Origin of the sequence: Brevundimonas sp. (assembly GCF_027484365.1) — a bacterium.
Lineage (GTDB): Bacteria > Pseudomonadota > Alphaproteobacteria > Caulobacterales > Caulobacteraceae > Brevundimonas.
Window position 1 is genome coordinate 17379 of record NZ_JAIXTC010000014.1, and the last position, 26710, is coordinate 44088.

Consider the following 26710-nt stretch of genomic DNA (forward strand, 5'->3'; position numbering starts at 1 on the left):
TCCGGGACGGGTCAGTCGGCGGAGGGAGGCGTCGGACGACCTTCACCCTCTTCAAGGAACCCGTCGTTGTCGGCGTCCATGCGGCCGAACGCTTCGCGCAGCGGGGCCAGGAACTCGTCCTGCGAGACCTTGCCGTCGCCGTCCTTGTCCATCTCGCCGGGGCCGTCGGGCCCGCCGAAACGGTGCACGAAGACCTGGGGCGAGCCGGAACCCTCCGGCCCCATGGGAGGCGGGCCGCCCTCGGGGCCGCCGTTGCGGAAGGTGAAGACCTGCACATCACCGCCCGGACCACCGGGGCCGTCGGGACCGCCGAACATCATCACGCCGGGACCGCCGCCCTGGCGGGTGATCACGTGAACGCCAGGACCGCCGGGACCGCCGGGACCGCCGGGCCTCAGGCCCGATGTGAAGACCTGCACGCCCGGGCCGCCGGGACCGCCCATCATCATCATGCGATGACCGGGGCCGCCTTCGCCATGACCGTCGGCGAGCTCTTCAGTCGACAGGCGGCCGTCGTCGTTTGCGTCAAGACGGTCGAAGGCATCACCCATCGGGGCCGAAAACTCCTCACGCGTCACCACGCCGTCGTCGTCAGCGTCAAGCCGACCGGGACCGTCTCCACCAACGTTGACGATACGGACTTCGGAGCGGGTCTCGACCCGGGGACCGTGCTGATCCTGGGCGGCGCCGCCGTTCAGGGCGGCGAGCAAGGCGATGGCGATGACGGACATGAGGACTTTCCCTTCAGATTTCTGATGCGTCCTTGGACCATGACGGCCTTGCCGGGGTATTTCAGGCTCAGGATCAATTGTTTCGGCCGTGAAATGTTACGGTCGATCTGTGAAGGCATGCTGTCGGCCATGAGCGATCCCTCCCCTCGCATCCTCGTCGTCGACGACGACCCCGGCATTCGCGAAGTCCTGTGCGACTATCTGGGCCAGCACGGCTATCAGGCGCGCAGCGCGGCCTCGGCGGCCGAGATGGATCGCGCCCTGGCGGAAGGTCCGACCGATCTGATCGTTCTGGACCTGATGATGCCCGGCGAGGACGGGCTGTCGGTCGTGCGTCGCCTATCGGGGACGCCGCCCGTGGTCATGCTGTCCGCCATGGGAGAGGACACCGACCGGATCGTGGGGCTGGAGCTCGGCGCTGACGACTACCTGGCCAAGCCCTGCAATCCGCGGGAATTGCTGGCCCGGATCCGCGCTGTCCTGCGTCGTCCGCGCGAGGACGAGGCGCCGGCGGGGGCGGCCCTGATGTTCGACGGCTGGCGGCTGGACCTCGTGCGGCGCGAGCTGTCGCAGCCGGGCGGAGAGATCGTGACCCTGTCGGCCGGAGAGTTCGGCCTGCTGCGCACCTTCGCCGAGCGACCGGGACGGGTCCTGACCCGCGACCAGCTGCTGGAGGCCGCACGCGGCGCCGACACCGACGTCTTCGACCGCGCGATGGACGTGCAGATCAGCCGCCTGAGAAAGAAGCTCGACGACGGCTCTGGCCGCGAGCTGATCACCACTGTCCGGGGCGAGGGCTATCGCTTCGACGCCCGCGTTCGGCGCGCGGACCGGGCCGGCGCCCGCACATGAAGCCCCGCCTTTCGCCCTTCACCTCGATGTCGGTCCTGGTCCAGGTCGCCCTGCTGGCCGTGTTCGCGGTCGTGGCCTCGCAGGCCGTGGTCTTCGCCGTGGTGCTGACCGCGCCGCCGCCGCGCCCGGCGGGGTTCAGCATCGCCGCCGCCGCCGATGCCCTGGCCGGACGGCCCGCCGAGACCTCCGACGGTCGGGCCCTCGTCCGGCGGGTTTCGAACCAGCCGCCCTCGCGCGAGGTCGCAGCCGGGCCCGTGGAAGGCACCATCAGCCTGGGCCTGGCCCAGCGTCTTGGCCGGCCGCCCGACGCCGTGCGGGTGTGGCTGTCGCCGGAACAATCCCTCTGGCGATCCGGCCTGTCGCGCGGCCCCCGTCCGCCGGATCAGGAGCCGTTGGTCGCCGGCGCCCGGATCAGCCAAAGCAGTTCCAGCTTCGTCTTCACCCGGCGAATGGATCCGGGCGAGGACCCGCAGGCAAACCACGACGCCATGATGGCCGAGGTCGGCGAGGCCCTGGCCCGTCAGGGCGGACCCGCGCCGGCGGGCCCGAATGACGTGCACATCGTCACGGCCGGGGGCGGACCGCAGCGCATCACGGTCATGGCGGACCGGCTGACCTTCGCCCCCTTCTCGGCCTCGGTAAGGATGGAGGACGGGCGCTGGGCCACGGTGGAGCCGCCCCACGGCCTGATCGACCCGTGGCAGATGCGACTGCTGATCGCCCTGGGCATCACGGCCCTGTTGCTGGCGCCGCTGGTCTGGCTGATGGCGCGGCGTCTGACGCGGCCGATCCGACAGTTCGCGGAGGCCGCCGAACGGCTGGGCGCCGATCCGGACGCCGAGCCTCTGACACCATCGGGCCCGTCGGAGGTGCGCACCGCCATCGCCGCCTTCAACGACATGCAGGCCTCGATCCGGGGCCATATGCGCCAGCGCACCCAGACCATCGCGGCCATCGCACACGATCTGCGCACGCCCCTGACCCGGCTGCGCTTCCGGGCCGAGCAGGCGCCCGAGGCCCTTCGTGACCGGATGGCCGGCGATGTCGAGGAAATGGACGCCCTGATCGGCCAGGCCATGGCTTTTGTGCGCGGCGAGGTCCAGGCCGAGCGCCGCGAACGGCTGAACCTCGCGACCCTGGCGGCGGACTGCGCGTCGGGTTTCGCCGAGACCGGAGCGGCGGTGACCTTCGCGGGCGCGACGAGCCTGCCGGTCGAAGGCGATCCCGCCGCCCTGCGTCGCGCGGTCGCCAACCTGATCGACAATGGTCTGAAATACGGTGGCGGCGCGAGGGTGAGGGCTGCGTCCGAGGGAGCATTTGCCGTGATCACCGTCGCCGATGACGGGCCCGGTCTGTCCGACGATGAGCTGGAGCGGGTCTTCGAGCCATTCCACCGTGGCGAACGCTCTCGCAGCCGCGAGACGGGCGGAGCGGGACTGGGGCTGGCCGTGGCGCGTCAGGCGGCGCGCGCGGCGGGCGGGGATGTGACCCTGACGAACCGCGTCGGAGGCGGGCTTGAGGCCAGGCTGTCGCTGCCGCTGGCAAGCTGAGCCGTTACATCCGATCACGCCTTGTGACGCTCTCGGGGTTGATCCTCAGCGCCGCCGGTCCCATTGAAGCGCCAACCACAAAACGCCGCTTCAGGAGCTCGCCCCATGACCGTTCGCGTCGCCATCAACGGCTTCGGCCGCATCGGCCGCCTCGTCCTTCGTTCGATCGTCGAACATGGCCGTCGCGATATCGAGGTGGTGGCGATCAACGACCTGGGGCCGGTGGCCACCAACGCCCACCTGCTGAAGTACGATTCCGTCCACGGCCGCTTCCCCGGCACGATCGAACACGGCGACGACTGGATCGACGTGGGCCTGGGCAAGATCAAGGTGACGGCCGAGCGCGACCCGGCCAACCTGCCGCACGCAGCCCTGAACGTGGACATCGCCTTCGAGTGCACCGGCATCTTCACCGCCCGCGACAAGGCCGAGGCCCATCTGAAGGCCGGCGCCAAGCGTGTGCTGATCTCGGCCCCCGGCGACAACGCCGACAAGACCATCGTCTACAAGGTCAACCACGAGACCCTGACGGCCGACGACATCATCGTCTCGAACGGCTCCTGCACCACCAACGCCCTGGCCCCCGTCGCCAAGGTCCTGCACGACCTGTTCGGCATCGAGCGCGGCTATATGACGACGATCCACTCCTACACCGGCGACCAGCCGACGCTGGATACGATGCACAAGGATCTGTACCGCGCCCGCGCCGCGGCCCTGTCGATGATCCCGACCTCGACCGGCGCCGCCAAGGCCCTGGGCCTGGTCCTGCCGGAACTGAAGGGCAAGCTGGACGGCTCCTCGATCCGCGTTCCGACCCCGAATGTTTCGGTCGTCGACCTGAAGGTCGTCGCCGGCCGCGAGGTCACGGTCGAGGAGATCAACGCCGCGCTTCAGGCCGCCGCCGACGGGCCGATGAAGGGCGTGCTGGCGACGACCACCGAGCCGCTGGTCTCCACCGACCTGAACCACATCGCCGCGTCCTCGACCGCCGCCCTGCCCCAGACCCAGGTGGTCGACGGCAAGCTGGCCCGCGTCCTGACCTGGTACGACAACGAGTGGGGCTTCGCGACGCGCATGGCGGACACGGCGCTGGTGATGGCGAAGTTCCTTTAACACACGCTTCCCTCTCCCGTCGGGAGAGGGCTTGAGCGCCCGGGAGCCGTCAGGCGATCGGACTTGCGCGAAAGGGTGAGGGTCGTGCCCTCACCGGCGAAGCCAGCCCCTCACCCTTTCGGTTAGCGGATCGCTATCGCTCTCCGAACCTCAAGCCCTCTCCCGCCGGGAGAGGGAACGGAGACCATGATGACCTTCCGCACCCTCGACGACGCCGGTTCCCTGGTCGGCAAGACCGCCCTCGTCCGCGTGGACTTCAACGTCCCGATGGAGGACGGCCGGATCACCGACGACACCCGTCTGCGCGTCGCCCTGCCGACGATCCAGAAGCTGCGCGACGCCGGGGCGAGGGTCGCCCTGCTGGCCCACTTCGACCGGCCAAAGGGTCAGGTCGTGCCGTCGATGAGCCTGAAGCCCGTCGTCCCGCCCCTGTCCGAACTGCTGGGCGCGCCGGTGCGCTTCGCCGAGGACTGCGTCGGCGGCCCGGCCCATGCGGCGATCAAGGATCTGGACGCCGGCGGCGTGGTCCTGCTCGAAAACGTCCGCTTCCACGCCGCCGAGGAGGCCAACGACCCGGAGTTCGCCACCAGCCTGGCCGAGCTGGCGGACCTCTACGTCAACGACGCCTTCTCCGCCGCCCACCGCGCCCACGCCTCGACGGAAGGGGTGGCGCATCACCTGCCCGCCTATGCAGGGGAATCGATGCGGCGCGAGCTGGAGGCCCTCGACGCCGCCCTCGGCAATCCTAAGAAGCCGGTCATCGGCATCGTCGGCGGGGCCAAGGTCTCGACCAAGCTGGACCTGCTGAAGAACCTGGTCGGCAAGCTGGACCGCCTCGCCATCGGCGGCGGCATGGCCAACACCTTCCTGTTCGCGCAAGGGATCGACATCGGCGGCTCCCTGGCCGAACGCGACATGGCCGAGACCGCGCTCGAGATCATCGCCGAAGCCAGGGCCAAGGGTTGCGAGCTGCTGCTGCCGGTCGATTTCGTCGTCGCGACCGAGGTCAAACCGGGCGCTGCAAGCCGTCCTGTGACGGCGGGTGAGACGCTGTCAGGCGACGACAAGATCCTGGACGCCGGTCCGGCCACGGTCGCGCGTCTGGTCGAGGCCATCACGGCGTCGAAGACCCTGATCTGGAACGGACCTCTCGGCGTGTTCGAGGTTCCGCCGTTCGACACGGCCACGGTCGCGGTCGCCCATCATGCGGCGGCCCTGGCCAGGGCGGGCGTGCTGGTCGCAGTCGGCGGGGGCGGCGATACCGTCTCGGCGCTCAACCACGCGGGCGTCATCGACGACATGACCTTCGTCTCAACCGCCGGCGGCGCCTTCCTGGAATGGATGGAGGGCAAGGCCCTGCCCGGGGTTGAGGCGCTCAACGCCTGATCGGCTGTAACACGGCGTGACTTGAGGCCGTCCCCCGGCTAAACCGGCAAAAAAGAGACCTCAGGAGTATTTCTCATGGCGCGCATCACGCTGCGACAGCTTCTCGACCACGCGGCCGAGAACGACTACGGCCTGCCGGCCTACAATATCAACAACATGGAACAGGGTCTGGCGATCATGGAGGCGGCCGAGGCCGTCAACGCGCCGGTCATCATCCAGGCCAGCCGCGGCGCGCGCTCCTACGCCAACGACATCGTCCTGGCCAAGCTGATCGACGCCCTGGCCGAACTCTATCCCCACATCCCGGTCTGCATGCACCAGGACCACGGCAACGGCCCGGCGACCTGCGCCACCGCCATCCAGTACGGCTTCACCTCGGTGATGATGGACGGCAGCCTGATGGAAGACGCCAAGACCCCGGCCGACTACGAATACAATGTCGAGGTCACCCGCCGCGTCACCGAGATGGCCCACAGCTGCGGCGTCTCGGTCGAGGGCGAGCTGGGCGTGCTGGGCTCGCTGGAGACCGGCATGGGCGAGGCCGAGGACGGCCACGGATTCGAGGGCGTGCTGGACCATTCGGCCCTGCTGACCGACCCGGATCAGGCTGTCGACTTCGTCAGCCGCACCAAGGTCGACGCCCTGGCCATCGCCATGGGCACGTCGCACGGGGCCTACAAGTTCAGCCGCAAGCCGGACGGCGAGGTCCTGGCCATGCATGTGATCGAGGAGATCCATCGCCGTCTGCCCGACACCCACCTGGTCATGCACGGCTCGTCGAGCGTGCCGCAGGCCCTGCAGGACATCATCAACCAGTACGGCGGCGAAATGCCCCAGACCTGGGGCGTGCCGGTCGAGGAAATCCAGCGCGGCATCAAGCACGGCGTCCGCAAGATCAACATCGACACCGACAACCGCATGGCCATGACGGGTGCGATCCGGAAGGTGCTGGCCGAAAAGCCGGGCGAGTTCGATCCGCGCGCCTATCTGAAGCCCGCCAAGGAGGCCATGCGCAAACTCTGCGCCGAGCGCTTCCAGCAGTTCGGCTGCGAGGGCCAGGCCTCCAAAATCCGTCCGATGTCGACGGCCCAGATGGCCAAGCGCTACGCCAAGGGCGACCTGGACCCGGTCTATGGTCGCGAGCTGAAGGCCGCGTCCTGAACGATCCGATCGAGGACGCCGATCCGGACGAGGCGTCCGACGGCGAGATTCTGACCGCCCATGTGGCGGTCCCCGGCCAGCGTCTGGACAAGGCGCTGGCCGATGTCGTTCCCGGGCTGTCGCGCGCCCGGATCCAGACCCTGATCGCCGACGGCGCGATCAGCCTGAACGACGTGGTCCTGACCAACGGCTCGGCCAAGGCAGCACCCGGGACCTACAGTATCGCTGTGCCGCCGGTGGTCTCGGCCACGCCCCTGCCCGAGGCCATACCGCTGACTGTCCTGTTCGAGGATGCGGACCTGATTGTCATCGACAAGCCCGCCGGCATGGCCGCCCACCCGGCGCCGGGCACGGCGGACGGGACGCTGGTGAACGCGCTGCTCCATCACTGCGGCGCGTCGCTGTCGGGGATCGGCGGCGTCGCGCGACCGGGCATCGTCCATCGTCTGGACAAGGACACCTCCGGCGTCATGGTCGCCGCCAAGTCCGACAGGGCCCATGCCGGCCTTTCGAAACTGTTCGCCGCCCACGACATCGAACGCACCTACATCGCCCTGACGCGCGGCGCGCCCTCGCCCGAGCGGGGCCGGATCGAGACGCAGATCGGCCGCTCGTCGTCGGACCGGAAGAAGATGGCGGTGCTGAAGGCCGGCGGACGCAATGCCATCACCGACTACGTCGTCCAGTCCCGATACGGCATTCCGGCCAAGGCCGGCGCGGCGCCTCTGGCCGGACGGGTCGCCTGCACCCTGCACACCGGGCGGACGCACCAGATCCGTGTGCATCTGGCGTCGAAGGGTTCGCCGATTCTGGGGGATGCCGTCTATGGCTCGGGCAGCCCGGCTTCGTCCGTGAAGGATGCCATCGCCGAGGCCGGCCTGACCCGGCAGGCGCTCCATGCGGCCGTATTGGGGTTCATCCATCCGGTGACGGGCGGGGCGTTGCGGTTCGAGACGGCGCTCCCACCTGATATGCAGGCGCTGGAAGACCTTCTCGCCGCCCTCTAGAGGCCCGCCATGACCGACGCCGAGATCCGCGACAACGTCGAACTGCACCGCTACGAGTTGCCGGTCGGCGATGAGGTGGCGATCGTCACCTACAATCTGTCCGAACCCAATCTGATGATCACCGAGACCCTGGTGCCCCAGGCGCTCGAAGGTCAGGGCATCGCCAGCCGCCTGGCCAAACACGTCCTCGCGGACGCGAGGGACCGCGGTCTGCTGATCCTGCCCGTCTGTCCGTTCTTCTCGGCCTATCTGCAGAAACACCCTGAGTACGCTGACGTCGTCCACCCACGGTATCGCGACATTCTTGGGCTCTGAGAATGCCGCCAAATAGTAAGTCTTGATAAAGGACTGACTTCCGCTATACATCGTCCTCATCGGCGCGAGTGGCGCCAGGGTCACGGTCACGCTTCTGTGTGACGATCCGCCTCTGACAAAGACGGCAACCCGTAGCTACTTGTCCGGTTGAGGGGTGAGGAGACGGCGCACATCCGGTGGCCGTCTGCGCTGAGCCTGCTCTTATCTAGGTTCGGAGGGACCAAATGGCTGCACTGAAATCACTCGCGGTGATGTCGCCTGAACAGGGACTGTCGCGATATCTGACGGAAATCCGCAAGTTTCCGATGCTCACCAAGGACGAGGAGTTCATGCTCGCCAAGCGGTGGACCGAGCATCAGGACTCCGAGAGCGCGCACCGCCTCGTGACGTCCCACCTTCGCCTCGTGGCCAAGATCGCCATGGGCTATCGCGGCTACGGCCTGCCGATCGGCGAGGTGATCTCGGAAGGCAATGTCGGCCTGATGCAGGCCGTCAAGAAATTCGATCCCGACAAGGGCTTCCGCCTGGCGACCTACGCCATGTGGTGGATCCGCGCCTCGATCCAGGAATACATCCTGCGCAGCTGGTCGCTTGTGAAGATGGGCACCACGGCAGCGCAGAAGAAGCTGTTCTTCAACCTGCGCAAGGCCAAGAGCCAGATCTCGGCCTTCGAGGAGGGCGACCTGCACCCCGAGCACCTCGCCGCCATCGCCACCAAGCTGGGCGTGTCCGAGGAAGAAGTGACCAACATGAACCGCCGTCTCGGCGGCGACGCCTCGCTGAACGCGCCGCTGCGTGTGGACGGTGAAAGCGAGTGGCAGGACTGGCTGTCAGACGACAATGCCGTGTCCCAGGAAACGGCGCTGGCCGATTCCGAGGAGAAATCCCTGCGCATGGGCCTGCTCGAGGAGGCCATGGGCGAACTCACGGAACGCGAGAAGCACATCCTGACGGAACGCCGTCTGAAGGACGATCCGGTCACCCTGGAAGAGCTCGCCAGCCAGTACGGCGTGTCGCGCGAGCGCGTGCGCCAGATCGAGGTGCGCGCCTTCGAGAAGCTGCAGAAGGCCATGCGCGCCGCCGCCGAGGAACGGAACCTAGTCGACGCGTAAGGCGGCCCTCGGCCGACACAAAGAAACAGGCGCACGAGAGCCTCGTGCGCCTGTTGTCTATTGGGGTGTCAGGATCAGCCGGCCCGCGCCAGCACCGTGCCCGGTTCGGCCAGGGCCAGGACTGCGCCGATAGGTCCGGTCAGAGCCGCCCGGGTCGGCGCACCGGCCGTCAGCGTCCCCTCCAGCCCGGCGGCGGCGACCGCCAATCGTGCGTCGGACGTCTTCATCGCCAGGGCCTTCAGCGTCGCCGCCTGTTGACTGACCGCGCGGACGGCCTGCATCGGATCACTGTCGAACTGGGCCAGCGAGGCAGCCAGAATACGCAACGCCTGATCCTTGACCGCCAGGGCCGCCGCCTCGGCCGTCGCCGGCTTGTCGGCCTTGCGCTTCTGCGGTCCCGCATATTCTCCGGAGTTGAACCGGCGCCGGTCCGGGCCGACGTAGCCGACCGCCTCGATCCAGTCGCGAGGCTTCAGCGCCACATTCTCCACCCGCCGGAACAGGTCCGCGGAGGTGAAGGGCTTCCTGAGAAATTCGTGAATGCCCGCATCGCGCGCACCCTTGATCGAGGAGGCGGTCGCGTCGGCCGTCATCATGATGATCGGGGCCCGGCGGCACGAAAGGTTCGACCGACGGATGCTCCTGGCCAGCCGTTCACCGTCCAGTCGGGGCCCGGAGCGCTCTGTGAATATCAGTCCCGGCTCCATCTCGCGCGCATGATCGAGTACACGGTGTTCATCCGACTCGGTCACGACTTCGCGCGCACCGAGACTCTTCATGATGTCCAGCAGCAGTCGCGCCGACGCCAGGTTCGGATCAGCGATCAGGACCCGTCGAACAACCGGTTCGATGCGGTTCAGGGTCTTGGCGTCGGCTGCGAACACTGGGCAACTCCAGGGAGATCAGCCTTATGTCTAACCGCCGCCGGTTAAGGTCGCGTTGAACGAAACCGGAATTTCTCAGCCCTGGAACGGGTCTCGCATCAGGATCGTGTCGTCCCGCTCGGGGCTGGTCGACAACAGGGCAACCGGCGCGCCGATCAACTCCTCGATCCGCCGCACGTATTTGATGGCGTTGGCGTTGATATCCTTGAAACTTCGGACGCCGCTGGTGCTCTCGGTCCAGCCCGGCAATTCCTCGAATACCGGTTCGGCCGCCGCCTGGTCCTTGAGGCTGGACGGCAGATAATCCAGCACCTCGTCGCCGACCTTGTAGCCGACGCAGATCTTCAGCGTTTCGAGACCGTCCAGCACATCCAGCTTGGTCAGGGCGATGCCATCAATCCCGTTGATCGCCACCGACTGTCGCACCAGCACGGCATCGAACCAGCCACAGCGCCGGGCACGGCCGGTGTTCACACCCACCTCCCGCCCGACAGTCGCCAGATGCTCACCGACAGCGTCGTTCAGTTCGCAGGCGAAGGGCCCCTCGCCCACCCGCGTCGTGTAGGCCTTCACGATCCCCAGCACATAGCCGACACCGCGCGGGCCGAGGCCGGAACCCGCGGCCGCCTGTCCGGCGACAGTGTTGGACGAGGTCACATAGGGGTAGGTGCCGTGATCGACATCGAGGAATGCGCCCTGGGCGCCCTCGAACAGCACCCGTTTGCCAGCCTTCTGGGCCTGGTCCAGAACCCGCCACGCCGGCTTCACATAGGGCAGGATCTTCGGTGCAATCTCCAGCAACTGGGCCAGAAGCGCCTCGGGGTCGATGGGCTCCAGCCCCAGACCCGCGCGCAGCGGATCGTGGTGCGAGCGCAGCCTTTCGATCTTGACCTTCAGATCGTCCTCATTGGCCAGATCGCAGACCCGGATGGCGCGACGCCCGACCTTGTCTTCGTATGCTGGCCCGATACCCCTTCCCGTGGTGCCGATCTTGGCCCCCGGCGCGCTCGCAGCTGCCTCTCGCGCCACGTCCAGCGCGGGGTGGATGGGCAGGATCAGACAGGCGTTGTCAGCGATGGTCAGGATCGAGGGATTGATCGTGACGCCCTGAGCCTCAATCTTGGCGATCTCGCTGACCAGATGCCAGGGATCGACAACGACCCCGTTGCCGATGATCGACGGCTTGCCCTGCACCACGCCGCTGGGCAGCAGGGCCAGCTTGTAGACCTTGCCGTCCACGACAAGGGTGTGGCCGGCATTGTGACCGCCCTGGAACCGCACGATGATGTCGGCACGGTTCGACAGCCAGTCGACGATCTTGCCCTTGCCCTCGTCGCCCCATTGGGCTCCGACCACCGCTACATTCGCCAAGGTTTCGTCTCCGCCAGATGCGGGCGCAGCCTATAGCGGGGGAATCGCCGGATGTCGTCCCGGCAGGGACGATTTAACTCTGGAGTTCGCCTGCGGCCGTTTCGAACGCCCAGTCCAGCCATGGCGTAGCGGCGACGATATCATCGGTCTCTACCGTGCAGCCGCACCAGATCCGCAAGCCCGCCGGCGCGTTGCGGTGGCTCTCGACGTCAAAGGCGGCCCCTTCGGCCTCCAGCAGCGACTTCATCCGCTTGACGAAGGCCTGACGTTTGGCACCGTCCAGCGCCGTGACGCGCGGATCGACGATCTTCAGGCATACCGAGGTGGTGGATCGGATCGCTGCGTCCTCGGCGAGATACTCGACCCAGCCTGTCCGGCCGACCCAGTCGCCCAGCGCCGCGGCATTCGCATCCGTCCTCCGGATCAGCTCCGCCAGTCCTCCCGCCCCTTCCGCCCACTCCAGCGCGTCGATCCAGTCCTCCAGCGTCCACAGCGAGAAGGTGTTGATCATGGTGCCGGTGGCCAGGCCCCGGTCGAACCCCTTGGCGTCACGCAGGCGCAATACCTTGGGCACCGGGCGTGGCGGCTCGTAGGTGTCCAGTCGGGCCACGGCGCGCGGCGACAGCACCGCCACGCCGATTCCCGCTTCGCCGCCCAACGCCTTCTGAAAAGAGAAGGTCACGACATCGAGCTTGGAGAAATCCATGGGCATGGCGAAGGCGGCCGAGGTGGCGTCGCAGATCACGAGCCCTTCCCGGTCGTCGGCGATCCAGTCCACGCCCGGCGTCTTCACGCCCGAGGTGGTACCGTTCCACGGGAACACCAGATCCTTCGCAGGATCCACTTTCGTGACGTCGGGAAACTGGCCCCAGGGCGCCTCGATGATTTCCAGATCGTCGAGTTTCAGGTGATCCTTGGCGTCTACCGCCCATTGTTTGCCGAAATTCTCGAACGCCATGACCTGCACGGGCCGCTGCCCCAGCATGTTCCACATGGCCGCTTCGACCGCCCCGGTATCGGAACCCGGAAGATAGGCCAGCACCCAGTGCTCGGGGATCTCAAGCACGTCCTTCGTCAGTCGCAGACCATAGGCAAACCGCTCGACAACCTCCGGCGCACGGATGCCCCGCCCCAGCAGATCATGGGGCAAGGTCTGCGACGACCAGCCCGGCCTCTTGGCTGTCGGCCCCGCCGAGAACCAGGGTCGCTCCGGCTTCACATCTGGCTTGGAGATCATCAGACCCGCCCCGGCTTGTAGGGACGGTTGGCGCGCCAATCCTCGGCGACCCTCTGAAGGATCGGATCGATAACCTCGGGCAAGGTCACGATAAGTCGCGCCTTCAGGTCGCCACGCGTCCCACCAGCAAAGGCGCCACGCCCCTTCAGCCTCAGGATCTGTCCGGAATTCGATCCCTTGGGCACCGTCACCGAGACGGTTCCATCCGGCGTCGGGCATTCGACCTTGCCGCCCAGGATCGCGTCGGGCGCCGAGATCGCCAGATCCATGATCAGGTCAGCGCCATCGACCTTGAACACCGGATGGGGCGCGATGCGGAGTTCGATCAAGGCATCGCCCGGCTCGGTCCGTCCCGGCGTTCCCTGTCCACGCAACCGGATGGTCTGGCCGTTGGTCGCGCCCTTCGGGATGGTCACATCGAGGGTACGACCGTCCGAAAACTGGATTCGCCGCGTGGCCCCGCCGATGGAGTCCTCCAGGCTGATCTCCAGGGTGGCCCGGACGTCCTGTCCGCGACCGAAGCCCGCGGCCCGACCTCGCCCTCCTCCGCCGAACCGACCGAAGATGTCGTCGAGATCCAGATCCTCGAATGCTGCGCGACCGCCGGGACCGCCCGCAGGATTGAAACCGAACCCACCGGCGCCCGCACCTGTTGCGCCGGTCTGTCCGCCGAACCCGCGATATTGCGGCTGCCCGTCGGCATCGATCTGACCCGAATCGTATTTCGACTTCTTGTCCGGGTCGCTCAGAAGGTCGAACGCCGCCGAAACACGCTTGAAACGTTCCTCGGTCGCGGTGTCGCCTCGGTTCTTGTCCGGGTGCAACTCCTTGGCCAGCTTGCGGAACGCGGCCTTGATATCGGCGGCGCTCGCCCCCCTGGACACTCCCAGTTCCTTGTAGGGATCACCCGCCACGCCGTTCGCCGCTCCGTCACGCTTGGTTGAATCCGGCTCGCGCGTCGCGACCGACCTTCGCTTCGTCAGTTAAGGCATGCGGAGTGCGGTGCAACGTTTTTCAGGCGATCAGTGGCACTTGCGCCTCCACGCCCCACCCGAAGCCGAGGCCGTACTGGGATACGGCGATCAACGCATCCGGCCCGACGCCGTCCGGAAAGTCCGCAGCCAGATCATCGTCGCCATAGAACACCGATGTCGCGTCTGCCTCAATCACCCTCCGTTCCAGAGCACCGTCAAGAACCCGCACCCTGAACCGACGCGGATCGACCTCCACAGGCTCCAGATCCCAGACGTCGCCGATCCTGACCCTGGGCGTCCATCGCAACATCCGTCCGCCGGCTTCCTGCACGATCGTCAGGACCGGGCTCCACGGCCGCGCGTGCAGCCCCCTCATCATGAAAGTGGTCTCCGCGAACCTCGGCCCGCCCGGCGCATCCCCGGCCGGACCGGCACGCACGATCCGCGCCAGTCCCCGTTCACCGGTCGCCGTCTCGATGCGCCCCGCCCTGGGGTCCAGCAGCACGACGAGACTGCCCTCCGTCGCCACCGACGACATCTCGCCTTCTGTTCCCTGTTGCCCCCGCAACAGCCCGCTCAGCCGCCAGACGCCGTCGGCCGACAGGCTCGCGTGTCGATACTGCAGGATCTCCCACCCGGACGCCGTCTCTACGACCGCCAGATTTTTGCCTGCCAGTACAGCCCCTTCCGACAAACTGGCCGGAGGTGCGCCTTCCAGCCTCACCACCAACGTGTTCGTCTCGTCCCAACGGTGCAGGACGCCGGGGACCAGGGCCTGCGTGAGCCGTCCGACCGTCGCCGGCGCCGCGACCGTTCCCCTCATCGTCAGGGTTTCTGCATCCTGACCGGCATGCACGGTCATCGGCCGCCACGGTTCACAGGCCACGATCGCGATCGGCCGATCTTCCGCTTCCGCGCCAGGCAGTGGCGGCAGGTCGAGGACCCGCACAAACGGCGCGCCCGCGACATCGGTGCCTGATCCCGGTCGCCACCCGACCGGCTCGGTCCCGACCACCGCGCCATCGCGTCGCGCCAGCACCGCCTTCGGAATCTCGTCCAGCGTCATTCGCTCGACCCGCCAGGCGCCGGGTTCGCCCTCAACCGCCACCGTGTCGCCGGCCTCGAGCCGCAGTGCTTCGAGGGGACCGACGGCGAGCGTCAGCCGATCTTCGCCCTCACCCCTCAGCAGCCGTCGCGCCAACGCCCTTGCCAATCCCGGATCGCAGACGGCCGGCAGGGCTTCGTCCACTCCGCCGCCGTCGCCATCCCCCCGAACCACCGTCGCGCCGGTCTGATAGTCCGCGCCCTCATCGATGAACCGTACCCGCGCCGTACCCGGAAGCGCTTCCAGCGACCGTGTCCGCACCGGGCCGGCGCTTTCTTCCGTCAATGCCAGATTCTCCGGCTTCAGCCTTGCGCCCGCGGACTCTACTCCGATCAAGGACACTCGCCCGCCTCGCTCGGCGGCTGCCATGTCGAAGGCTTGCAACAGAGGTTCCAGGGCGTCCCGCGTCCGCATCGGCCGGTCGATCACGTAGCCGGACACGGCTCCGGACGCCGGTCCGATCTCGAAATCGTCGACCCCGCCACGCCTGAGGATGGCGGCAAGAAGCGTTCCCGATTCTCCGGTCATGCGCCCGTTCAGCCAGTGCCCGGCCGACCAGGCTCCGACATCGGCCCAGACATCGGCCCGCGCCGGAAACGCCGGATAGGGCCGTGCGTCCCAGCACCAGGCGTCTGCCGCCTCCAGCATAGGTCCGCCGTAGGTCGCAGACATCGGGTTGTGTGTGGGCGACTCAAAATGCGTCAGCACCGCCTCCAGGGCCCTTCGCTGCAAGCGGTCGTCCCGTGCTCCCGTAGAGAATGGCGGCAGAAAGCTCTCGGATGACTTCGGATCCTGGAACAGGTTCGGCGCGTTGCCGCCCCGGTCAACCGCTGCGCAACCAAACTCGGTCAGCCGGATCGGCTTCATCCCTGGAACCCAGGCCGTCGGCGTCGCACGCCTCACCCCGGCCGGTCGGTCATGGTGCGGGTTAGACCACCAGCCGACGAGGTCTTTGGCCCGGAAGACCCAATCCTCGCCGTGGCTGGTGTCGCGGATCGGCGTCCTCGTCTGCGCCGCCCGGTCGGGATCGCCGGCGTAGTACCAGTCGAATCTTTCGCCGCCGGCGACCTGTCGAGCCAGATAGTCAGGATCATCCGGCCCGCCGAACATCCCTGCATCGATGCCGCCGTCCCCGTCACGCCAGTCACCAAGCGGAGGATACCAGTCGATGCCGACGTAGCTGATCGCGTCGTCCGCCCAAAGCGGGTCGAGATGAAAGATCACATCGCCGGACCCGTCGTCGGGCCTGTGTCCTGAATACTCCGACCAGTCTGCTGCATACGACAGAGCCATTTCCGGCCCCGCGACAGCCCGGCAGTCTGCCGCCAGCGAGCGATAGTGCGCCACAGCCGGGTATCCGCCGGTCGCGTCGCGTGTCCAGGTCAGCCCCCGCATCTCCGACCCGATCAAAAGACCGTCACACCCCGTCTCGGCCGCCAGTCCGGCATAGTGCAACGCCAGCCGACGCAACCCCCAGTCTCCGCCGAAAATCGCCGCCACATCCGCTGTTGCCTCCGAGCCGTCCCGGCCCACAATCCGGCCTCGCCACGGATAGGCCGGCTGCCGAACGCCCCCATAGGGGTCAGGCAAGGCGTTGTCGGCCGCCAGATCCATGAACACGAAGGGATAGAGGGTCACCGCCCACCCCCGCGCCTTCAACGCCGCCACCGCCTGTCGCACACTGTCGTCCGATGGCGTCCCGCCATAGGCAGGCGATCCATCGACCTCGCTGATCAGGTGCGCATTCTCTCGCCCAAGACCGGCGACCGACCACTCCTGCGGCTCAGTCAGCTTGTCCCGCCGTTCGACTCCCGGCTTCACCCGACAATGCGACGCTCTCAGGTCGTCGCCGAACCAGCCGACAACGAGACTGACCCGCTTCAGGTTCGGGCACTGCGCCTGCAGCTGGTCCAGCGAGGCGGTCAGATCCGGCCGACCGTCACCCAGGTGCACATTCTCCGGCACTGTCCGCGTGAGCCCGTCCCGCCTCATGACCGGCCCGGTCGCCAGCACGAACTCCCCGGCCCCGGGGATCAGGCACACGCCTTCCAGCTTTTCCTCCAGGGTCTCGCCGCCCGGCCGACGGAACACTTCGAAACTCAGCTGTGGAACCCGGTCTCCGAACGACCCGAGCGGCAAGTCCTCGAACACCACATAGGCCGTACCTCGGTAGGCGGGCGCCCCACCGATGCGACCTGCAGATCCGGTCCCCGGGGCCGCCTCAACCGCTTCAATTAGCGGGTCCGGCATCTGATCCTGCGAGCCGCGATAGACCCGCAAGGCCACGCCGGCCTGGTCCAGAATCTTGCCGTCCGCCCAGATCCGTCCAATCCCGTCGATCGGTCCCTCGCTGATCGCCACCGCGAAGCTCAGCGAATAGGCATAGTCGACCGTCCTCGGCCCGCCCTTGCCGCCGCCGCTCTCGTTGCGGCGCTCCAGGAACCGTGCGGCCCAGATCATCTGTCCCGTTACACGCGCCCGGCCGAAGACGCAGGCCATGGGCGCCCCCTCGGCCGTAGACTGGATCCTCAGCGTCTCCAGCCTGGGCCCCCGCTGACGAGCTGGCGACAACGCGCCGATCAGTCCCCGATCGACCACCCCGCCCAGCGCCCCGCCAAGAGCCCGCCCGGCTCCGCCGCCGATCAGTCCGCCGACACCGCCCAGGATCACCTGCGCCATCTGTCGCCTCCACTTGCCTCATCAGGCCAGGCGAACACGGCCGTCAGCCGTCGCATCCACCACGGCCCCATCCAGCTCTCGACCACCGCTCGCCCCCAATAGGCATGGATCATCCGCGGCTCTGGCCCGCCGACGTCGCTCAGGATCGCACAGTGTTTGACAGGCGCCCCCTCGGCCATTCGGAACAGAAGGATGTCCCCGGGCTGCATGTCTGCGACCGGTTTCCGGATGAGCCACCGCTGCGCCGCTTCCAGCAGGGTCTCGTCCCCGCCTACCTCGGCCCAGTCTGGCCGGTATGTGGGAATCGCTTCGGGCTCCACGCCCACCGTCTCTCGCCAAACACCACGTAGGAGGCCGAGACAGTCCGCTCCTTCGCCGTTCAGGCTGGCCTGATGTCGATAGGGGGTGCCCAGCCATTTGCGCGCAGCCGCCACCCGGTCGCTCACCGCCGGCTCCTGCCGTCATGTTGTCCGCCCGCGGCCGGATAGGCGGTCAGGAAATCGTCGCCCGGAATGTCGGGGAAACCCTGGAAGTTGACGCCGTTCCCGAAGGTCTCGACGCAGGTCTCCCAGCGCTTGTCACAGGTCCGCCCGTCCGGATTCACGCCGCAGCGTGCATCGCCCAGCACCGCGTCGCAGGACCGCCCGTAGGTTCGGCCCACAACCCGCTCCAGCGCCGACAGCGGCCCTTCAACCTCCGCCGTGAATCCTTCGCCCTCTCGCCGGATCCGGCTCAGGATCCCGCGACCCAGCAAGACCTTCAGGTCCGGCCGCGCCCAATCCACCCGCAACAACGCCACCGTCGCCCGGTCCCACAGGCCCGCCGCAACATCAGCGTCGACGATCCGATCGTCGTCCAGCACACCCCCGACCGTCAGGGTCCCGGCCGCCAGTCCCTCGGCCGTCTCCGCCGCCCCCTGCGACCAGCCGCTCGCCGCGCGACAGAGGACTCCGTCGACGTCGAGGTCCCGATCGTGATCGGTGAACCCCATCCGCGTCGCGTCAGCCCGCTCGACGATCCAGACATGACAAAGCGTCGCTGCCCCGCTCTCTATGCGGGCAGCCATCTCCTCAGGAATGTCACGCATCTCAGACCCGCAGCTCGATCAGCGGAACCGCCGCCATCCGCCCGGCGCCGAAACTCTCCAGCGTGACCTCCAGCCGGTCCGCGTCGAACCGCACCGGCGTGTCGAACAGAAAGCCCGCCGTCACCGGCATGCCCGCCCCAGCCGCCGCGTCCAGGGTCACCATTCCGGTCGCGGCGTTGACGGAAAACGCTTCGCTCGCCAGCTCGACGCCTCCGACCTCGACGCGGACTGTTCCCTCGACGGGTTTGGCGATCGGCCGCACGACGTCGCCGTAGGCCTTCACCAACGGGAACGCCGTCCGTGTCCCGTTGCCTATCCCCAGCGCCTGGTCGGTCGCCGCAGGCGTCTCGCCCGGGGTGCACGACGCATAGTCGGCGAAATCGCGAAACCGGAACCCGTAGAGCCGGCCGCGTCTGGCCTCGAAGAAGGCGGTCAGCTCGGCCATGTCTGTCAGCGATCTCAGGTTCGCCCCGATCAGGTAACGTCTTCGGCCCATCGCCCACGGGGTCGACCGTCGCTCGAAGCCGGACGCGAGGGTCACGACGTCGGTCCGCCGCTCGACCCCGCCTGTCGATCCGAACGCCAGCCGCGCGGGCAGGCGCACCTCGTGAAAGGCCATTCATGTCTCCTGTTTCACTTGTCGGGCGACCACCGCTCGTCCAGTCTCGCAGCCGAACGCGGCCACCGTCGGCCGCCCGACAGGGGAGCCCGGTTCAATGCGCGGTCAGATTCTCAGCTTCGACGACGCCTCGGGCGCAGGCCTCATCTCGGGCGATGACGGCATCCGCTACACCTTCGGCCGCGAGGCGATTTCACCGCCGGCCGCCATCACCGCAGGCCTCCGCGTCGACTTCGTCCCCGTGGCCGGAGAGGCGACGAACGTCATGCTCCTGGCTGCGGCGCCCGCTCCCGCCGCTCCATCGGCGACGCCGGGCGTGCCCGTCGACGGCTTTGACTTCCAGACCGTCTTCCTCTCGTTCATGGGTCGGACCCGGAGGTCGCATTTCTGGATCGCCTGGGCCTGCCTGCTCGTCGCCGGCTTCGTCGTGAATCTGGTCCCGTTCCTCGGCCCCCTGCTCGGCCTCGCCCTGATCTGGCCGAACACGGCGATCCAGGTCACGCGGCTTCACGACATGGGCAGGACAGGCTGGCTGGTTCTCATTCCTGTTGTCACCACCATCGTCGGCATCATCGCCATGATCATGACCGTCGGCGTGTCCGTCTTCCTCAACTGGCAAGCGATCGAGAATGAAGACCCGGAGGTCATCGTCGCGACCTTCCTGCCGATGCTCGGAATCGGCGCGATCATGGGTCTGGTCGGCCTGATCTTCCTGCTCTGGATTGGCATCAGCGACAGCCAGCGCGGTGACAATCGCTTCGGCCCCAATCCCAAGGGCGAGTAGCCCCGGGCTCAAGTAGCGCGACCGCACAATAGCCCGCAAAGTTAACGTCTAGAGCCGTCGTGCCCCCAGCGCGGCGGCCCTGGCCAACATCTGGGCGATCTGTGCCTCCGACCTCAGCAGCGCCGGCGCTCCGCCATCGACCGTGACGTTCACCGTCACCCCGCCGTATCCGCCCGTCTCGATCCCTCCCGCCCCCTGCGGCCGGAACACCTCCGGCCCGCGTTCCCCGACCAGATAGGCCCCGCCGCCCAGAACCGGCCCGCCGTCCGCCCTCGCCCCGCCGAACCCGACAGCGCCCGCCACCACCTGCGCGATCGCCGCTCCCAGACCACCGCCCGATTCTCCCAGCCCGGCCCCCACGGCGCCCAGGACCGCGCGGGCCAGCTCGGCCAGGCTGACCTCCCCATCCGCTGCCGCCCGCGCCAGCGATCGCGTGAGGCTGGCTCCGGCACGCCCGAACGCCTCCTCGATCGCGCTTGCGGTCCGTTCCGCCGGCTCCCTCAGGGCCTCCAGCGCCGCCGCAGCCTCCGCCGCCCGCGCCGGCACGCCGTCCAGCGCATCCGAGCGATCATCGTCGCTCATGTCCCGTCTCCATCCGGCCAGGCCGCCATCAGCCGTTCGAACTCACACCGTCCCATCGGTGCGGCGGCGGTCGTCGTTTCCGTCAGCATTCGCCACTCCGCCAATGACAGCCGCCAGAACGCTTCGGGTTGCACGCCCAGAGCCGCGCCAATCCGCAGCATCGCCGCCCAGGGCGTCGCCTCAGCCACGCGCAGCAACGAATGCCAGCACCACAGCCTCGGCCGCTTCGACCGGATCGATCGCCGCCCGGACCAGCTCGCCCGCCAGCGCCTCTTCGCCTCCGCCTCGCAACAGCGCCGCAAGCACCGCCATCAGGTCCCGCGCCGACAGCGACCCCATGCGCTCCGTCAGACCCGCGACGCCGGACACGCCCAGCGCCGTCTCGATCTCCGCCAATGCGCCCAGCGTCAGACACAGCCTTCGCTCGCCCCCCGCCAACACGGCCACAGCCTCGCCCCGGGCTCCGTTCGCCCCGCTCATGCGGCCGCGAACACCACGGCGCCGGCGCTGGCCAGGCTGATCGCAAACGTCGCCTCGCCTTCGTGATCGCCCGCGTACTCCAGAGCCGAGACCAGGAACGGTCCCTCCAGCACGCCGAAGTCCGGCACGACGAGCCGCCAGGTCTTCAAACCCTGGTCAAAGAAGGCTTCGCGGATCAGGGCGTCTGACGCCGCATCGCGAAAGATCCCCTGCCCCGACACCGCCGCCGACTTTACCCCGGCTCCGGCCAGCAGCTCGCGCCACCGTCCGGCACTGTCGGCGTCCGTCGCATCCACGGTCTTCGCATTGAGCGAAATCGTCCGGGCCCTCAGCCCTGCGACTGTCGTGAATACGCCCGGCGCGCTCTCGATCTTGAGCAGGATGTCTTTTCCGCGCTGTGCGGCCATGGTCGTTCTCCTCAGATATCTTCGGTGACAGCCCGGACGCGCACCACGCCCCAGACCCGCCGGTGGTCGCTGGAGCGGAACACGTCAGCGAAGGTCGTGCGGATCGAAACAGCGCGGACCCCATCCGCTACCAACGGCGCTTCATGCACCGCCGCCCGCACGGCCGCGCAGATTGCCTTGGCCTCCTCTGTCCCCTCGAACCGGGATGCGCAGCGCAGGGTCAGCACATGCTCCACCCCGCACCCCTCCGCCTCGACCGGCCGGCTCTCGCAGCGCCCGATCAGCAGGTGCGGATACCCCGCCCCCCTCGGCGCCGCGTCCCAGATCCGCGCCGGATCGCCCAGCAGCGTCCGCAACGGCGCGTCCGCCCGCAGATGCGCGATCAGAGCCTTCTGCAGCGCATTCTCGTGATCACTCATCGCGTCCTCTCGATGTTCAGGGTCGCGCGGCCGGGTCGATCCGGATCACCGTCGATGGCCGCAATCGTCCAGTCGGCCCCGCCGAACCGGATTACGCGACCTTCGACCAGGCGCGGATCGGCGCGGCTCTCCGCTGCCGCCGTTTCCACCGTCGAGGTCACCCCGGCTTCAGTCCGCTCAAGTCGTCGTCGCCCGTCCAGCCTCAGCCAGACCGATCCCAGCGCCTCGTAGCTGACAGCCCGTCCGCCATAGGGCGTCTCCGCCTCCACAGGCTCGAGCAGTTCCGCCAGGACCCTCACAGACGGACCACCCGGTATGGCGCGATCCAGGCTTCCACCGGCCGGATCGTCATCTCGACCTCGCCGCGCTCGTAGGCTCGCAAGGCCAGCATCAGGATCGCCAGCCTCAGCGGCGCTGCCGACTCCGACGTGAGTTCCAGCCCCACCTCACCCTCGACCCGCGCCCGGGCCGCATCGATCAATGTCTGGATCAGCCCGTCCTCGGCCTCGTGCTCGACGCGCAGGAACAATTTCGCCTCCGTGAGGCTCACGGGTGCGGTCATGGGAAACCTCCAATGTCAGATTGCCCCTCTCCCCTTGCGGGAGAGGGCTTGAGCGCCCGCGAGCATCGCGAGTGGCTTTGCGCGAAAGGGTGAGGGGTCTCGCCGCCGGCTCGGTTGAGCGCGGGTGTCACCCCTCACCCGCCCGCGCCAGAACGGCCGCTGCCGCGACCGTGCGCGGCCTCCCTCTCCCGCAAGGGGAGAGGGAGTAATCACGTCAGCTCGCCGCGAACTTCATCACCTTGATGGCGTCGAAATTCTGCACCCCGCCGCCGACGCGCTTGGTCGTGTAGAACAGCACATAGGGCTTGGCCGAGTACGGGTCCCTCAGCACCCGCACACCGGCGCGATCCACGATCAGATAGCCCCGCTGGAAGTCGCCGAAGGCGATGGCGTGGCTGTTCGCCGCTATGTCAGGCATCGTCTCGATCTCGGTCACGGGATAGCCCAGAAGCGACGCCGTCTCGCCCGGCCGCGTCGCCGGCGCCCAGATATAGTTCCCGTCCGCATCCTTGAACTTGCGCACGGCGGACACCGTCTTGCGGTTCATCACGAACCGGCCGTTCGGCCGGAACTGGGCCTTGGGCGCATAGATCAGGTCGATCAGCCTGTCCGTTGGACTGGAGGCCGCGAAGGCGCCCGCCGCGCCTGACGCGACATAGCCGATGTCGCCCCAGGCGTGGGACGCATCGGCCACAATCGAGTATCCGAGGAAGCCCCTGGGCTTGTTCGTCCCGTCGCCGGTGACGAACGCCGTCGTCTCCTGCGCCGCGAAGGCGTCCTCGACCTCCGAGGCCAGCCATTCGTCCAGGTCGACCAGGGCATCGTCCAGCAGGCTCTGCGTCGCCGCCGGATTGGCGTAGAGATCGGCCGCCGGGAACTCCAGCAGGGCCAGGGTCGCCGGGTCCGTCTCCGGCCGCGCCGCCGTCTCCGCCACCCAGCCCGAGGCGATGCCCGCCGTCGACACGGGTTTGCGGAACACCCCCGACGCCACCGTCCGCACCGTGGCGATCTCGCGCATCGGACTGGTCGCCATCAGGCGCCGCTCGATGGCCCGCTCCGTCTCCGGCGGCACGACATAGCCGCCCGAGTTCGACGCCGACGACAGCCCGGCCTTGATCTCAAGCCCCAGTTCGCGGCCGGTCCTCACATAGCCCTCGAAGGCCGCCTTGGCCTCGGGGGCCGAAACGACCACCGCCGGCTCGCCCCCGATCGCCGGACGACGAGCCTCCGACAGCGCCCGATCCAGACGGGCCTGGGCTGCGCCCACCGCCTGGTCGATCCGCGCAACCTTCTCCTCCAGCAGGGCGTCGGCCGAGGCCTTCTTCTCGATCTCGGTCAGCCGGGCATCGTTCGCCCCTTTGAAAGCCTCGAACGCCGCCATCATTTCGTGCATGGCGGCGCGCGCTTCCGGCGAGGCGGAAGCCTGTTTGGTCTCTTTCATCGTGTCTCCGCTTGAAAAATCCGGCGGCTCACCCGACCGGAACCGCGACCGGAACCGTCAGGCCCCGTTCGATTGACAGGGCCCGGCCCTCATGGTCGGCTTCGCCCGAAGGCAAAGCTTCCAGGAAGGCCCGCCCCGATGTCTCTGATCCGTTCCGCGATCCTCGCGACCGCGCTCGTCGCCTCGGCCGGCGCGGCGTCCGCGGCCCAGCGCTGCGGCGCCACGACCCACACCCGGTTCGACGAGACCCGCGCCTATTTCCAGAACGCGCTCGGCGCCTGCCGCCCCGACGGCTACTGCTCGGTCGTCCTGGCCCTCACGCCTCCCGACGATCAGACCGCCTATGCCCAGCAGCTGCGCATCGCCCGTCCCTCGCCGGGCGCGGACTATGTGGTCGAACTGGTCGCCGTCGTCCCAATGAACGCCGGCGACGGCCAGCCCATGTCGGTCTCCTTCGGCCGCCGCCCCATCGACCTGACCGGCAAGGTGCCGGTCGGGGACAGCGCCAACGCATTCGAGATCACCGACGCGGCGACCGTCTCAGCCATCGTCTCGGGCGCCCGCCGCTCCAACGGCATGCGCTGGTCCTACCAGTCCGAGACCGGCCCCGCCGAGGCCTGGTTCGCCCTCGGCGGCGTCACCCGCGCCCTGACCTGGATCGACTGCATGGGTCGGCGCTAGAGCGGCCGAAACCGCGCGCCGGGCAACATCCGGAACGTCACCGCAGAGTGCGGACAGCGGATCTTCGGAATGTCTGAGAGGTGTGGGAAGCGGACATGAAAACGGCCCCGCCGTCGCCAGCGGGGCCGTTCCTCAATCGGACGATGGGCTGGATCAGGCCATCATCTGACGACGTTGAAGGTAGAACGCCGCCCCGCCAGCCAGCATCAGGCCCAGCAGGATCATGGCCCATTCCGAAAGCGTCGGCACGGGGGCCGCTGGTGCAAAGCTGACATCATCAATGAACACGACCGCAGGGTCGTTACGGCCGAGGAAGGTGATGCGCGTCGAGGCCGAGGTGGCGACGTAGGTCGCTGTCGCCTGGGTGTAGGCACCGACCGATGTCTGGGTCTGGAAAACACAACTCCCGGTGCAGGTTCCGGCACCGCCGCCGGTCGGAACGCCGTTCGACAGCAGGGCCTGCAACTCGACCGGTGTGTCAATGGCAGTGGACATCCGATACCAGAAGGTCAGGGTGTAAGTCGTGCCCGGTGTCGTGACGACGTCCTGATAGATCTGGCCGCCCGGGTCGCCCACGTTAAGGCAGGTGGCGCCGACACAGCCAGTGCCCGCGGCAGTGGCGCCGGAGCGCTGCGGCACCCCGTTTCCCCACCCTGTCGTCGTCCAGGATGCGTTCGATCCCTCGAAACCGCCATTGGTCACAACGTTCTGCGCGAAGGCGGACGGAGCCGCGACAATCGCAAAAATGGCGGCACAGACACCTGCGAGCGCGCGCATAACTTTAGGCATAGCTTCCCCCGATACCGTCCGCACCAATGTGGAAAGTCGCTCAGGCTTATCGACCCGGGAAGCCGCGCGTCAAGTCGATGGCTGCATCGGGCACACAACCGGGGCCTCCTGCCCCCCCGGGGAACGGACCCGGTCAATGTCCCCAATGGGTGGCGGGCTCAACCGGTGAACGCAACACGCTAGCTTTTCTTCGGAGATGGAGCGTGGGCGATGAAGCAGCGGCGGCGGATCTACTATTCGGCGGCTCAGCGGGCTGAAATCTGGGATCGCTGGAAGGCCGGCGAGTCTATGAGTTCGATTGGACGACGGTTCGATCGGGAGTCCTCGTCGGTGTTCTCGGTCCTTTCGCCGACGGGCGGCATCCGGCCGCCGGACCGCAAGCGGGCGGATCGGGCGCTCAGTCTGGGCGAGCGCGAGGAGATATCGCGAGGTCTCAGCACACGTCGCTCGCTGCGCTGGATCGCCCGCTCGCTGGGCCGGTCGCCGTCCACGATCAGCCGTGAGGTCCACCGCAACGGCGGGCCTGAGCGGTATCGGGCCACACGGTCTGATCAGGCGGCGTGGGACCGGGCGCGGCGCCCCAAACGCTGCAAGCTGGCTTGCCGACCCGCCCTGGCCCGGACAGTATCGACCAAGCTGCGGCGGAACTGGTCGCCCGAGCAGATCGCCGGCTGGCTCAAGCGCACCTGGCCTGGGGAGCCGCACAATCAGGTGTCGCACGAAACCATCTATCGCAGCCTTTTCATCCAGACCCGAGGGGTGCTGAAGAAGGAACTGCTGGACCACCTCAGGGCCCGGCGGACCATCCGGCGTTCCCGGCATGCGAGCCTGAAGCGTCAAGGCCTTGGCCAGATCAAGGACGCCGTCTCCATCAGCGAGAGACCCGCCTGCGTCGAGGACCGCGCCATGCCTGGTCACTGGGAAGGCGACCTGATCGGCGGCTCTCGCAACAGCTACGTCGCCACCCTGGTCGAGCGCCACTCCCGCTACGTGATGCTGGTCAAGGTCGCCAATAAAGACACCGAAAGCGTCGTCACAGCCCTGATCAAGCAGTCGAAGAAACTCCCCGGCGAACTTTATCAATCCCTGACCTGGGACCGGGGACCGGAGCTCTCTGGCCACAAGCGGCTGGCGATGGCTTCCGACGTCGAGGTCTACTTCTGTGATCCCCGGTCACCATGGCAACGAGGCTCGAACGAGAACACCAACCGGCTGCTGCGCCAGTACCTGCCCCACGGGACCGACCTGTCCCTGCACAGCCAGGCCCAGCTCAGCTCCATCGCCCGGCAGCTCAACGAACGACCCAGAAAGACCTTGCTCTATCGGACACCAGCGGAGACCTTCGCCGAGTGTGTTGCAGCGATCAGTTGAGCCCACCACCC

Annotated in this window: 29 protein-coding genes; 11 read left to right on the plus strand and 18 right to left on the minus strand. The window is 67.9% G+C overall.

Going from position 1 to position 26710, the window contains the following annotated elements; translation table 11 throughout:
• Positions 1-11 precede the first annotated feature (11 nt).
• Positions 12-731 (minus strand): EF-hand domain-containing protein, encoded by a 720-nt coding sequence (locus Q0044_RS05475; RefSeq protein ID WP_298160525.1) that lies wholly within the window; start codon positions 729-731, stop codon positions 12-14.
• 129 nt (positions 732-860) lie between these two features.
• Here Q0044_RS05475 and Q0044_RS05480 point away from each other — a divergent pair, with 129 nt between their 5' ends.
• From Q0044_RS05480 to rpoH, 8 genes are all read left to right on the plus strand, one after another.
• On the plus strand, positions 861-1583 hold the full coding sequence (locus tag Q0044_RS05480; protein ID WP_298160526.1) for a response regulator: 723 nt from the start codon (positions 861-863) through the stop codon (positions 1581-1583).
• The gene (locus tag Q0044_RS05485; RefSeq protein ID WP_298160527.1) at positions 1580-3133 is read left to right on the plus strand and encodes an ATP-binding protein; all 1554 of its coding nucleotides are present in this window, start codon (positions 1580-1582) and stop codon (positions 3131-3133) included. The genes Q0044_RS05480 and Q0044_RS05485 overlap by 4 nt, the downstream gene beginning before the upstream one ends.
• Before the next feature lie 105 nt (positions 3134-3238).
• Positions 3239-4246, plus strand: coding sequence for a type I glyceraldehyde-3-phosphate dehydrogenase (gene gap / locus Q0044_RS05490; RefSeq protein ID WP_298160528.1), 1008 nt, complete (start codon positions 3239-3241; stop codon positions 4244-4246).
• Between the two features lie 189 nt (positions 4247-4435).
• Positions 4436-5632: a phosphoglycerate kinase gene (locus tag Q0044_RS05495; protein WP_298160529.1), complete on the plus strand. Its 1197-nt coding sequence runs from the start codon at positions 4436-4438 to the stop codon at positions 5630-5632.
• A gap of 75 nt (positions 5633-5707) precedes the next feature.
• Positions 5708-6793 (plus strand): class II fructose-bisphosphate aldolase, encoded by a 1086-nt coding sequence (gene fba, locus Q0044_RS05500; RefSeq protein WP_298160530.1) that lies wholly within the window; start codon positions 5708-5710, stop codon positions 6791-6793.
• A complete protein-coding gene (locus tag Q0044_RS05505; RefSeq protein WP_298160570.1) occupies positions 6790-7800 on the plus strand; it encodes an RluA family pseudouridine synthase in 1011 nt (336 codons plus the stop codon). The genes fba and Q0044_RS05505 overlap by 4 nt, the downstream gene beginning before the upstream one ends.
• A 9-nt stretch (positions 7801-7809) precedes the next feature.
• Positions 7810-8115, plus strand: coding sequence for a GNAT family N-acetyltransferase (locus Q0044_RS05510; RefSeq protein ID WP_298160531.1), 306 nt, complete (start codon positions 7810-7812; stop codon positions 8113-8115).
• A 224-nt stretch (positions 8116-8339) separates the two neighbouring features.
• On the plus strand, positions 8340-9227 hold the full coding sequence (gene rpoH, locus Q0044_RS05515) for an RNA polymerase sigma factor RpoH (RefSeq protein ID WP_298160532.1): 888 nt from the start codon (positions 8340-8342) through the stop codon (positions 9225-9227).
• A gap of 74 nt (positions 9228-9301) precedes the next feature.
• Here rpoH and Q0044_RS05520 read toward each other — a convergent pair whose 3' ends face one another.
• The 8 genes from Q0044_RS05520 to Q0044_RS05555 form a co-directional block, all read right to left on the minus strand.
• Positions 9302-10111, minus strand: coding sequence for a response regulator (locus Q0044_RS05520; RefSeq protein ID WP_298160534.1), 810 nt, complete (start codon positions 10109-10111; stop codon positions 9302-9304).
• Positions 10112-10186: 75 nt separating this feature from the next.
• The gene (locus Q0044_RS05525) at positions 10187-11482 is read right to left on the minus strand and encodes an adenylosuccinate synthase (RefSeq protein ID WP_298160535.1); all 1296 of its coding nucleotides are present in this window, start codon (positions 11480-11482) and stop codon (positions 10187-10189) included.
• A 73-nt stretch (positions 11483-11555) separates the two neighbouring features.
• Entirely contained in the window at positions 11556-12719 is a 1164-nt protein-coding gene (locus Q0044_RS05530; RefSeq protein ID WP_298160537.1) for a phosphoserine transaminase, read from the minus strand.
• Positions 12719-13633 (minus strand): DnaJ C-terminal domain-containing protein, encoded by a 915-nt coding sequence (locus Q0044_RS05535; RefSeq protein WP_298160539.1) that lies wholly within the window; start codon positions 13631-13633, stop codon positions 12719-12721. The genes Q0044_RS05530 and Q0044_RS05535 overlap by 1 nt, the downstream gene beginning before the upstream one ends.
• 100 nt (positions 13634-13733) lie before the next feature.
• Positions 13734-17477, minus strand: coding sequence for a baseplate multidomain protein megatron (locus Q0044_RS05540; protein ID WP_298160540.1), 3744 nt, complete (start codon positions 17475-17477; stop codon positions 13734-13736).
• Positions 17465-17923: an NlpC/P60 family protein gene (locus Q0044_RS05545; protein ID WP_298160542.1), complete on the minus strand. Its 459-nt coding sequence runs from the start codon at positions 17921-17923 to the stop codon at positions 17465-17467. The genes Q0044_RS05540 and Q0044_RS05545 overlap by 13 nt, the downstream gene beginning before the upstream one ends.
• A complete protein-coding gene (locus Q0044_RS05550) occupies positions 17920-18564 on the minus strand; it encodes a phage/gene transfer agent baseplate hub protein (protein ID WP_298160544.1) in 645 nt (214 codons plus the stop codon). Before Q0044_RS05550 ends, Q0044_RS05545 begins: the two co-directional genes overlap by 4 nt.
• A 1-nt stretch (position 18565) precedes the next feature.
• Positions 18566-19183 carry a DUF2460 domain-containing protein gene (locus Q0044_RS05555; protein WP_298160546.1) on the minus strand — a complete coding sequence of 206 codons (618 nt, stop codon included), beginning with the start codon at positions 19181-19183 and terminating at the stop codon, positions 18566-18568.
• Between the two features lie 97 nt (positions 19184-19280).
• On the opposite strand from Q0044_RS05555, the gene Q0044_RS05560 reads away from it, so the two are divergent.
• Entirely contained in the window at positions 19281-19967 is a 687-nt protein-coding gene (locus Q0044_RS05560) for a DUF805 domain-containing protein (RefSeq protein WP_298160547.1), read from the plus strand.
• 48 nt (positions 19968-20015) lie between these two features.
• Here Q0044_RS05560 and Q0044_RS05565 read toward each other — a convergent pair whose 3' ends face one another.
• The 8 genes from Q0044_RS05565 to Q0044_RS05600 form a co-directional block, all read right to left on the minus strand.
• On the minus strand, positions 20016-20549 hold the full coding sequence (locus Q0044_RS05565) for a phage tail tape measure protein (protein WP_298160549.1): 534 nt from the start codon (positions 20547-20549) through the stop codon (positions 20016-20018).
• Positions 20546-20710 carry a phage tail assembly chaperone gene (locus Q0044_RS05570; protein ID WP_298160572.1) on the minus strand — a complete coding sequence of 55 codons (165 nt, stop codon included), beginning with the start codon at positions 20708-20710 and terminating at the stop codon, positions 20546-20548. The genes Q0044_RS05565 and Q0044_RS05570 overlap by 4 nt, the downstream gene beginning before the upstream one ends.
• A gap of 19 nt (positions 20711-20729) precedes the next feature.
• Complete coding sequence (locus Q0044_RS05575) at positions 20730-21029, minus strand: GTA-gp10 family protein (protein ID WP_298160551.1); 300 nt, start codon at positions 21027-21029, stop codon at positions 20730-20732.
• Positions 21026-21436 (minus strand): phage major tail protein, TP901-1 family, encoded by a 411-nt coding sequence (locus Q0044_RS05580; protein ID WP_298160553.1) that lies wholly within the window; start codon positions 21434-21436, stop codon positions 21026-21028. Before Q0044_RS05580 ends, Q0044_RS05575 begins: the two co-directional genes overlap by 4 nt.
• A gap of 11 nt (positions 21437-21447) precedes the next feature.
• Entirely contained in the window at positions 21448-21855 is a 408-nt protein-coding gene (gp17, locus tag Q0044_RS05585; RefSeq protein ID WP_298160555.1) for a DUF3168 domain-containing protein, read from the minus strand.
• Complete coding sequence (locus Q0044_RS05590; RefSeq protein ID WP_298160557.1) at positions 21852-22154, minus strand: phage head completion protein; 303 nt, start codon at positions 22152-22154, stop codon at positions 21852-21854. Before Q0044_RS05590 ends, gp17 begins: the two co-directional genes overlap by 4 nt.
• On the minus strand, positions 22151-22417 hold the full coding sequence (locus tag Q0044_RS05595; protein WP_298160560.1) for a head-tail connector protein: 267 nt from the start codon (positions 22415-22417) through the stop codon (positions 22151-22153). Before Q0044_RS05595 ends, Q0044_RS05590 begins: the two co-directional genes overlap by 4 nt.
• Before the next feature lie 214 nt (positions 22418-22631).
• Positions 22632-23858, minus strand: a complete 1227-nt coding sequence (locus tag Q0044_RS05600) for a phage major capsid protein (RefSeq protein ID WP_298160562.1) — start codon at positions 23856-23858, stop codon at positions 22632-22634.
• Between the two features lie 138 nt (positions 23859-23996).
• Between Q0044_RS05600 and Q0044_RS05605 the strand changes: the two genes are divergently transcribed.
• Entirely contained in the window at positions 23997-24539 is a 543-nt protein-coding gene (locus Q0044_RS05605; RefSeq protein ID WP_298160564.1) for a hypothetical protein, read from the plus strand.
• 153 nt (positions 24540-24692) lie between these two features.
• Here Q0044_RS05605 and Q0044_RS05610 read toward each other — a convergent pair whose 3' ends face one another.
• Entirely contained in the window at positions 24693-25316 is a 624-nt protein-coding gene (locus Q0044_RS05610; RefSeq protein WP_298160565.1) for an IPTL-CTERM sorting domain-containing protein, read from the minus strand.
• 222 nt (positions 25317-25538) lie between these two features.
• Here Q0044_RS05610 and Q0044_RS05615 point away from each other — a divergent pair, with 222 nt between their 5' ends.
• Positions 25539-26699 (plus strand): IS30 family transposase, encoded by a 1161-nt coding sequence (locus Q0044_RS05615; RefSeq protein ID WP_298160567.1) that lies wholly within the window; start codon positions 25539-25541, stop codon positions 26697-26699.
• Positions 26700-26710 lie beyond the last annotated feature (11 nt).

Coding starts and splice junctions, on each gene's coding strand:
- Q0044_RS05605 (WP_298160564.1), top strand. CDS start 23,997: ATGTCTCTGATCCGTTCCGCGATCCTCGCGACCGCGCTCGTCGCCTCG.
- Q0044_RS05475 (WP_298160525.1), bottom strand. CDS start 731: ATGTCCGTCATCGCCATCGCCTTGCTCGCCGCCCTGAACGGCGGCGCC.
- gap (WP_298160528.1), top strand. CDS start 3,239: ATGACCGTTCGCGTCGCCATCAACGGCTTCGGCCGCATCGGCCGCCTC.
- fba (WP_298160530.1), top strand. CDS start 5,708: ATGGCGCGCATCACGCTGCGACAGCTTCTCGACCACGCGGCCGAGAAC.
- Q0044_RS05550 (WP_298160544.1), bottom strand. CDS start 18,564: ATGCGTGACATTCCTGAGGAGATGGCTGCCCGCATAGAGAGCGGGGCA.
- Q0044_RS05485 (WP_298160527.1), top strand. CDS start 1,580: ATGAAGCCCCGCCTTTCGCCCTTCACCTCGATGTCGGTCCTGGTCCAG.
- Q0044_RS05560 (WP_298160547.1), top strand. CDS start 19,281: ATGCGCGGTCAGATTCTCAGCTTCGACGACGCCTCGGGCGCAGGCCTC.
- Q0044_RS05565 (WP_298160549.1), bottom strand. CDS start 20,549: ATGAGCGACGATGATCGCTCGGATGCGCTGGACGGCGTGCCGGCGCGG.
- Q0044_RS05610 (WP_298160565.1), bottom strand. CDS start 25,316: ATGCGCGCGCTCGCAGGTGTCTGTGCCGCCATTTTTGCGATTGTCGCG.
- Q0044_RS05615 (WP_298160567.1), top strand. CDS start 25,539: ATGAAGCAGCGGCGGCGGATCTACTATTCGGCGGCTCAGCGGGCTGAA.
- Q0044_RS05595 (WP_298160560.1), bottom strand. CDS start 22,417: ATGACCGCACCCGTGAGCCTCACGGAGGCGAAATTGTTCCTGCGCGTC.
- Q0044_RS05495 (WP_298160529.1), top strand. CDS start 4,436: ATGACCTTCCGCACCCTCGACGACGCCGGTTCCCTGGTCGGCAAGACC.
- Q0044_RS05510 (WP_298160531.1), top strand. CDS start 7,810: ATGACCGACGCCGAGATCCGCGACAACGTCGAACTGCACCGCTACGAG.
- Q0044_RS05575 (WP_298160551.1), bottom strand. CDS start 21,029: ATGAGCGGGGCGAACGGAGCCCGGGGCGAGGCTGTGGCCGTGTTGGCG.
- Q0044_RS05580 (WP_298160553.1), bottom strand. CDS start 21,436: ATGGCCGCACAGCGCGGAAAAGACATCCTGCTCAAGATCGAGAGCGCG.
- gp17 (WP_298160555.1), bottom strand. CDS start 21,855: ATGAGTGATCACGAGAATGCGCTGCAGAAGGCTCTGATCGCGCATCTG.
- Q0044_RS05530 (WP_298160537.1), bottom strand. CDS start 12,719: ATGATCTCCAAGCCAGATGTGAAGCCGGAGCGACCCTGGTTCTCGGCG.
- rpoH (WP_298160532.1), top strand. CDS start 8,340: ATGGCTGCACTGAAATCACTCGCGGTGATGTCGCCTGAACAGGGACTG.
- Q0044_RS05540 (WP_298160540.1), bottom strand. CDS start 17,477: ATGGCGCAGGTGATCCTGGGCGGTGTCGGCGGACTGATCGGCGGCGGA.
- Q0044_RS05480 (WP_298160526.1), top strand. CDS start 861: ATGAGCGATCCCTCCCCTCGCATCCTCGTCGTCGACGACGACCCCGGC.
- Q0044_RS05570 (WP_298160572.1), bottom strand. CDS start 20,710: ATGCTGCGGATTGGCGCGGCTCTGGGCGTGCAACCCGAAGCGTTCTGG.
- Q0044_RS05600 (WP_298160562.1), bottom strand. CDS start 23,858: ATGAAAGAGACCAAACAGGCTTCCGCCTCGCCGGAAGCGCGCGCCGCC.
- Q0044_RS05555 (WP_298160546.1), bottom strand. CDS start 19,183: ATGGCCTTTCACGAGGTGCGCCTGCCCGCGCGGCTGGCGTTCGGATCG.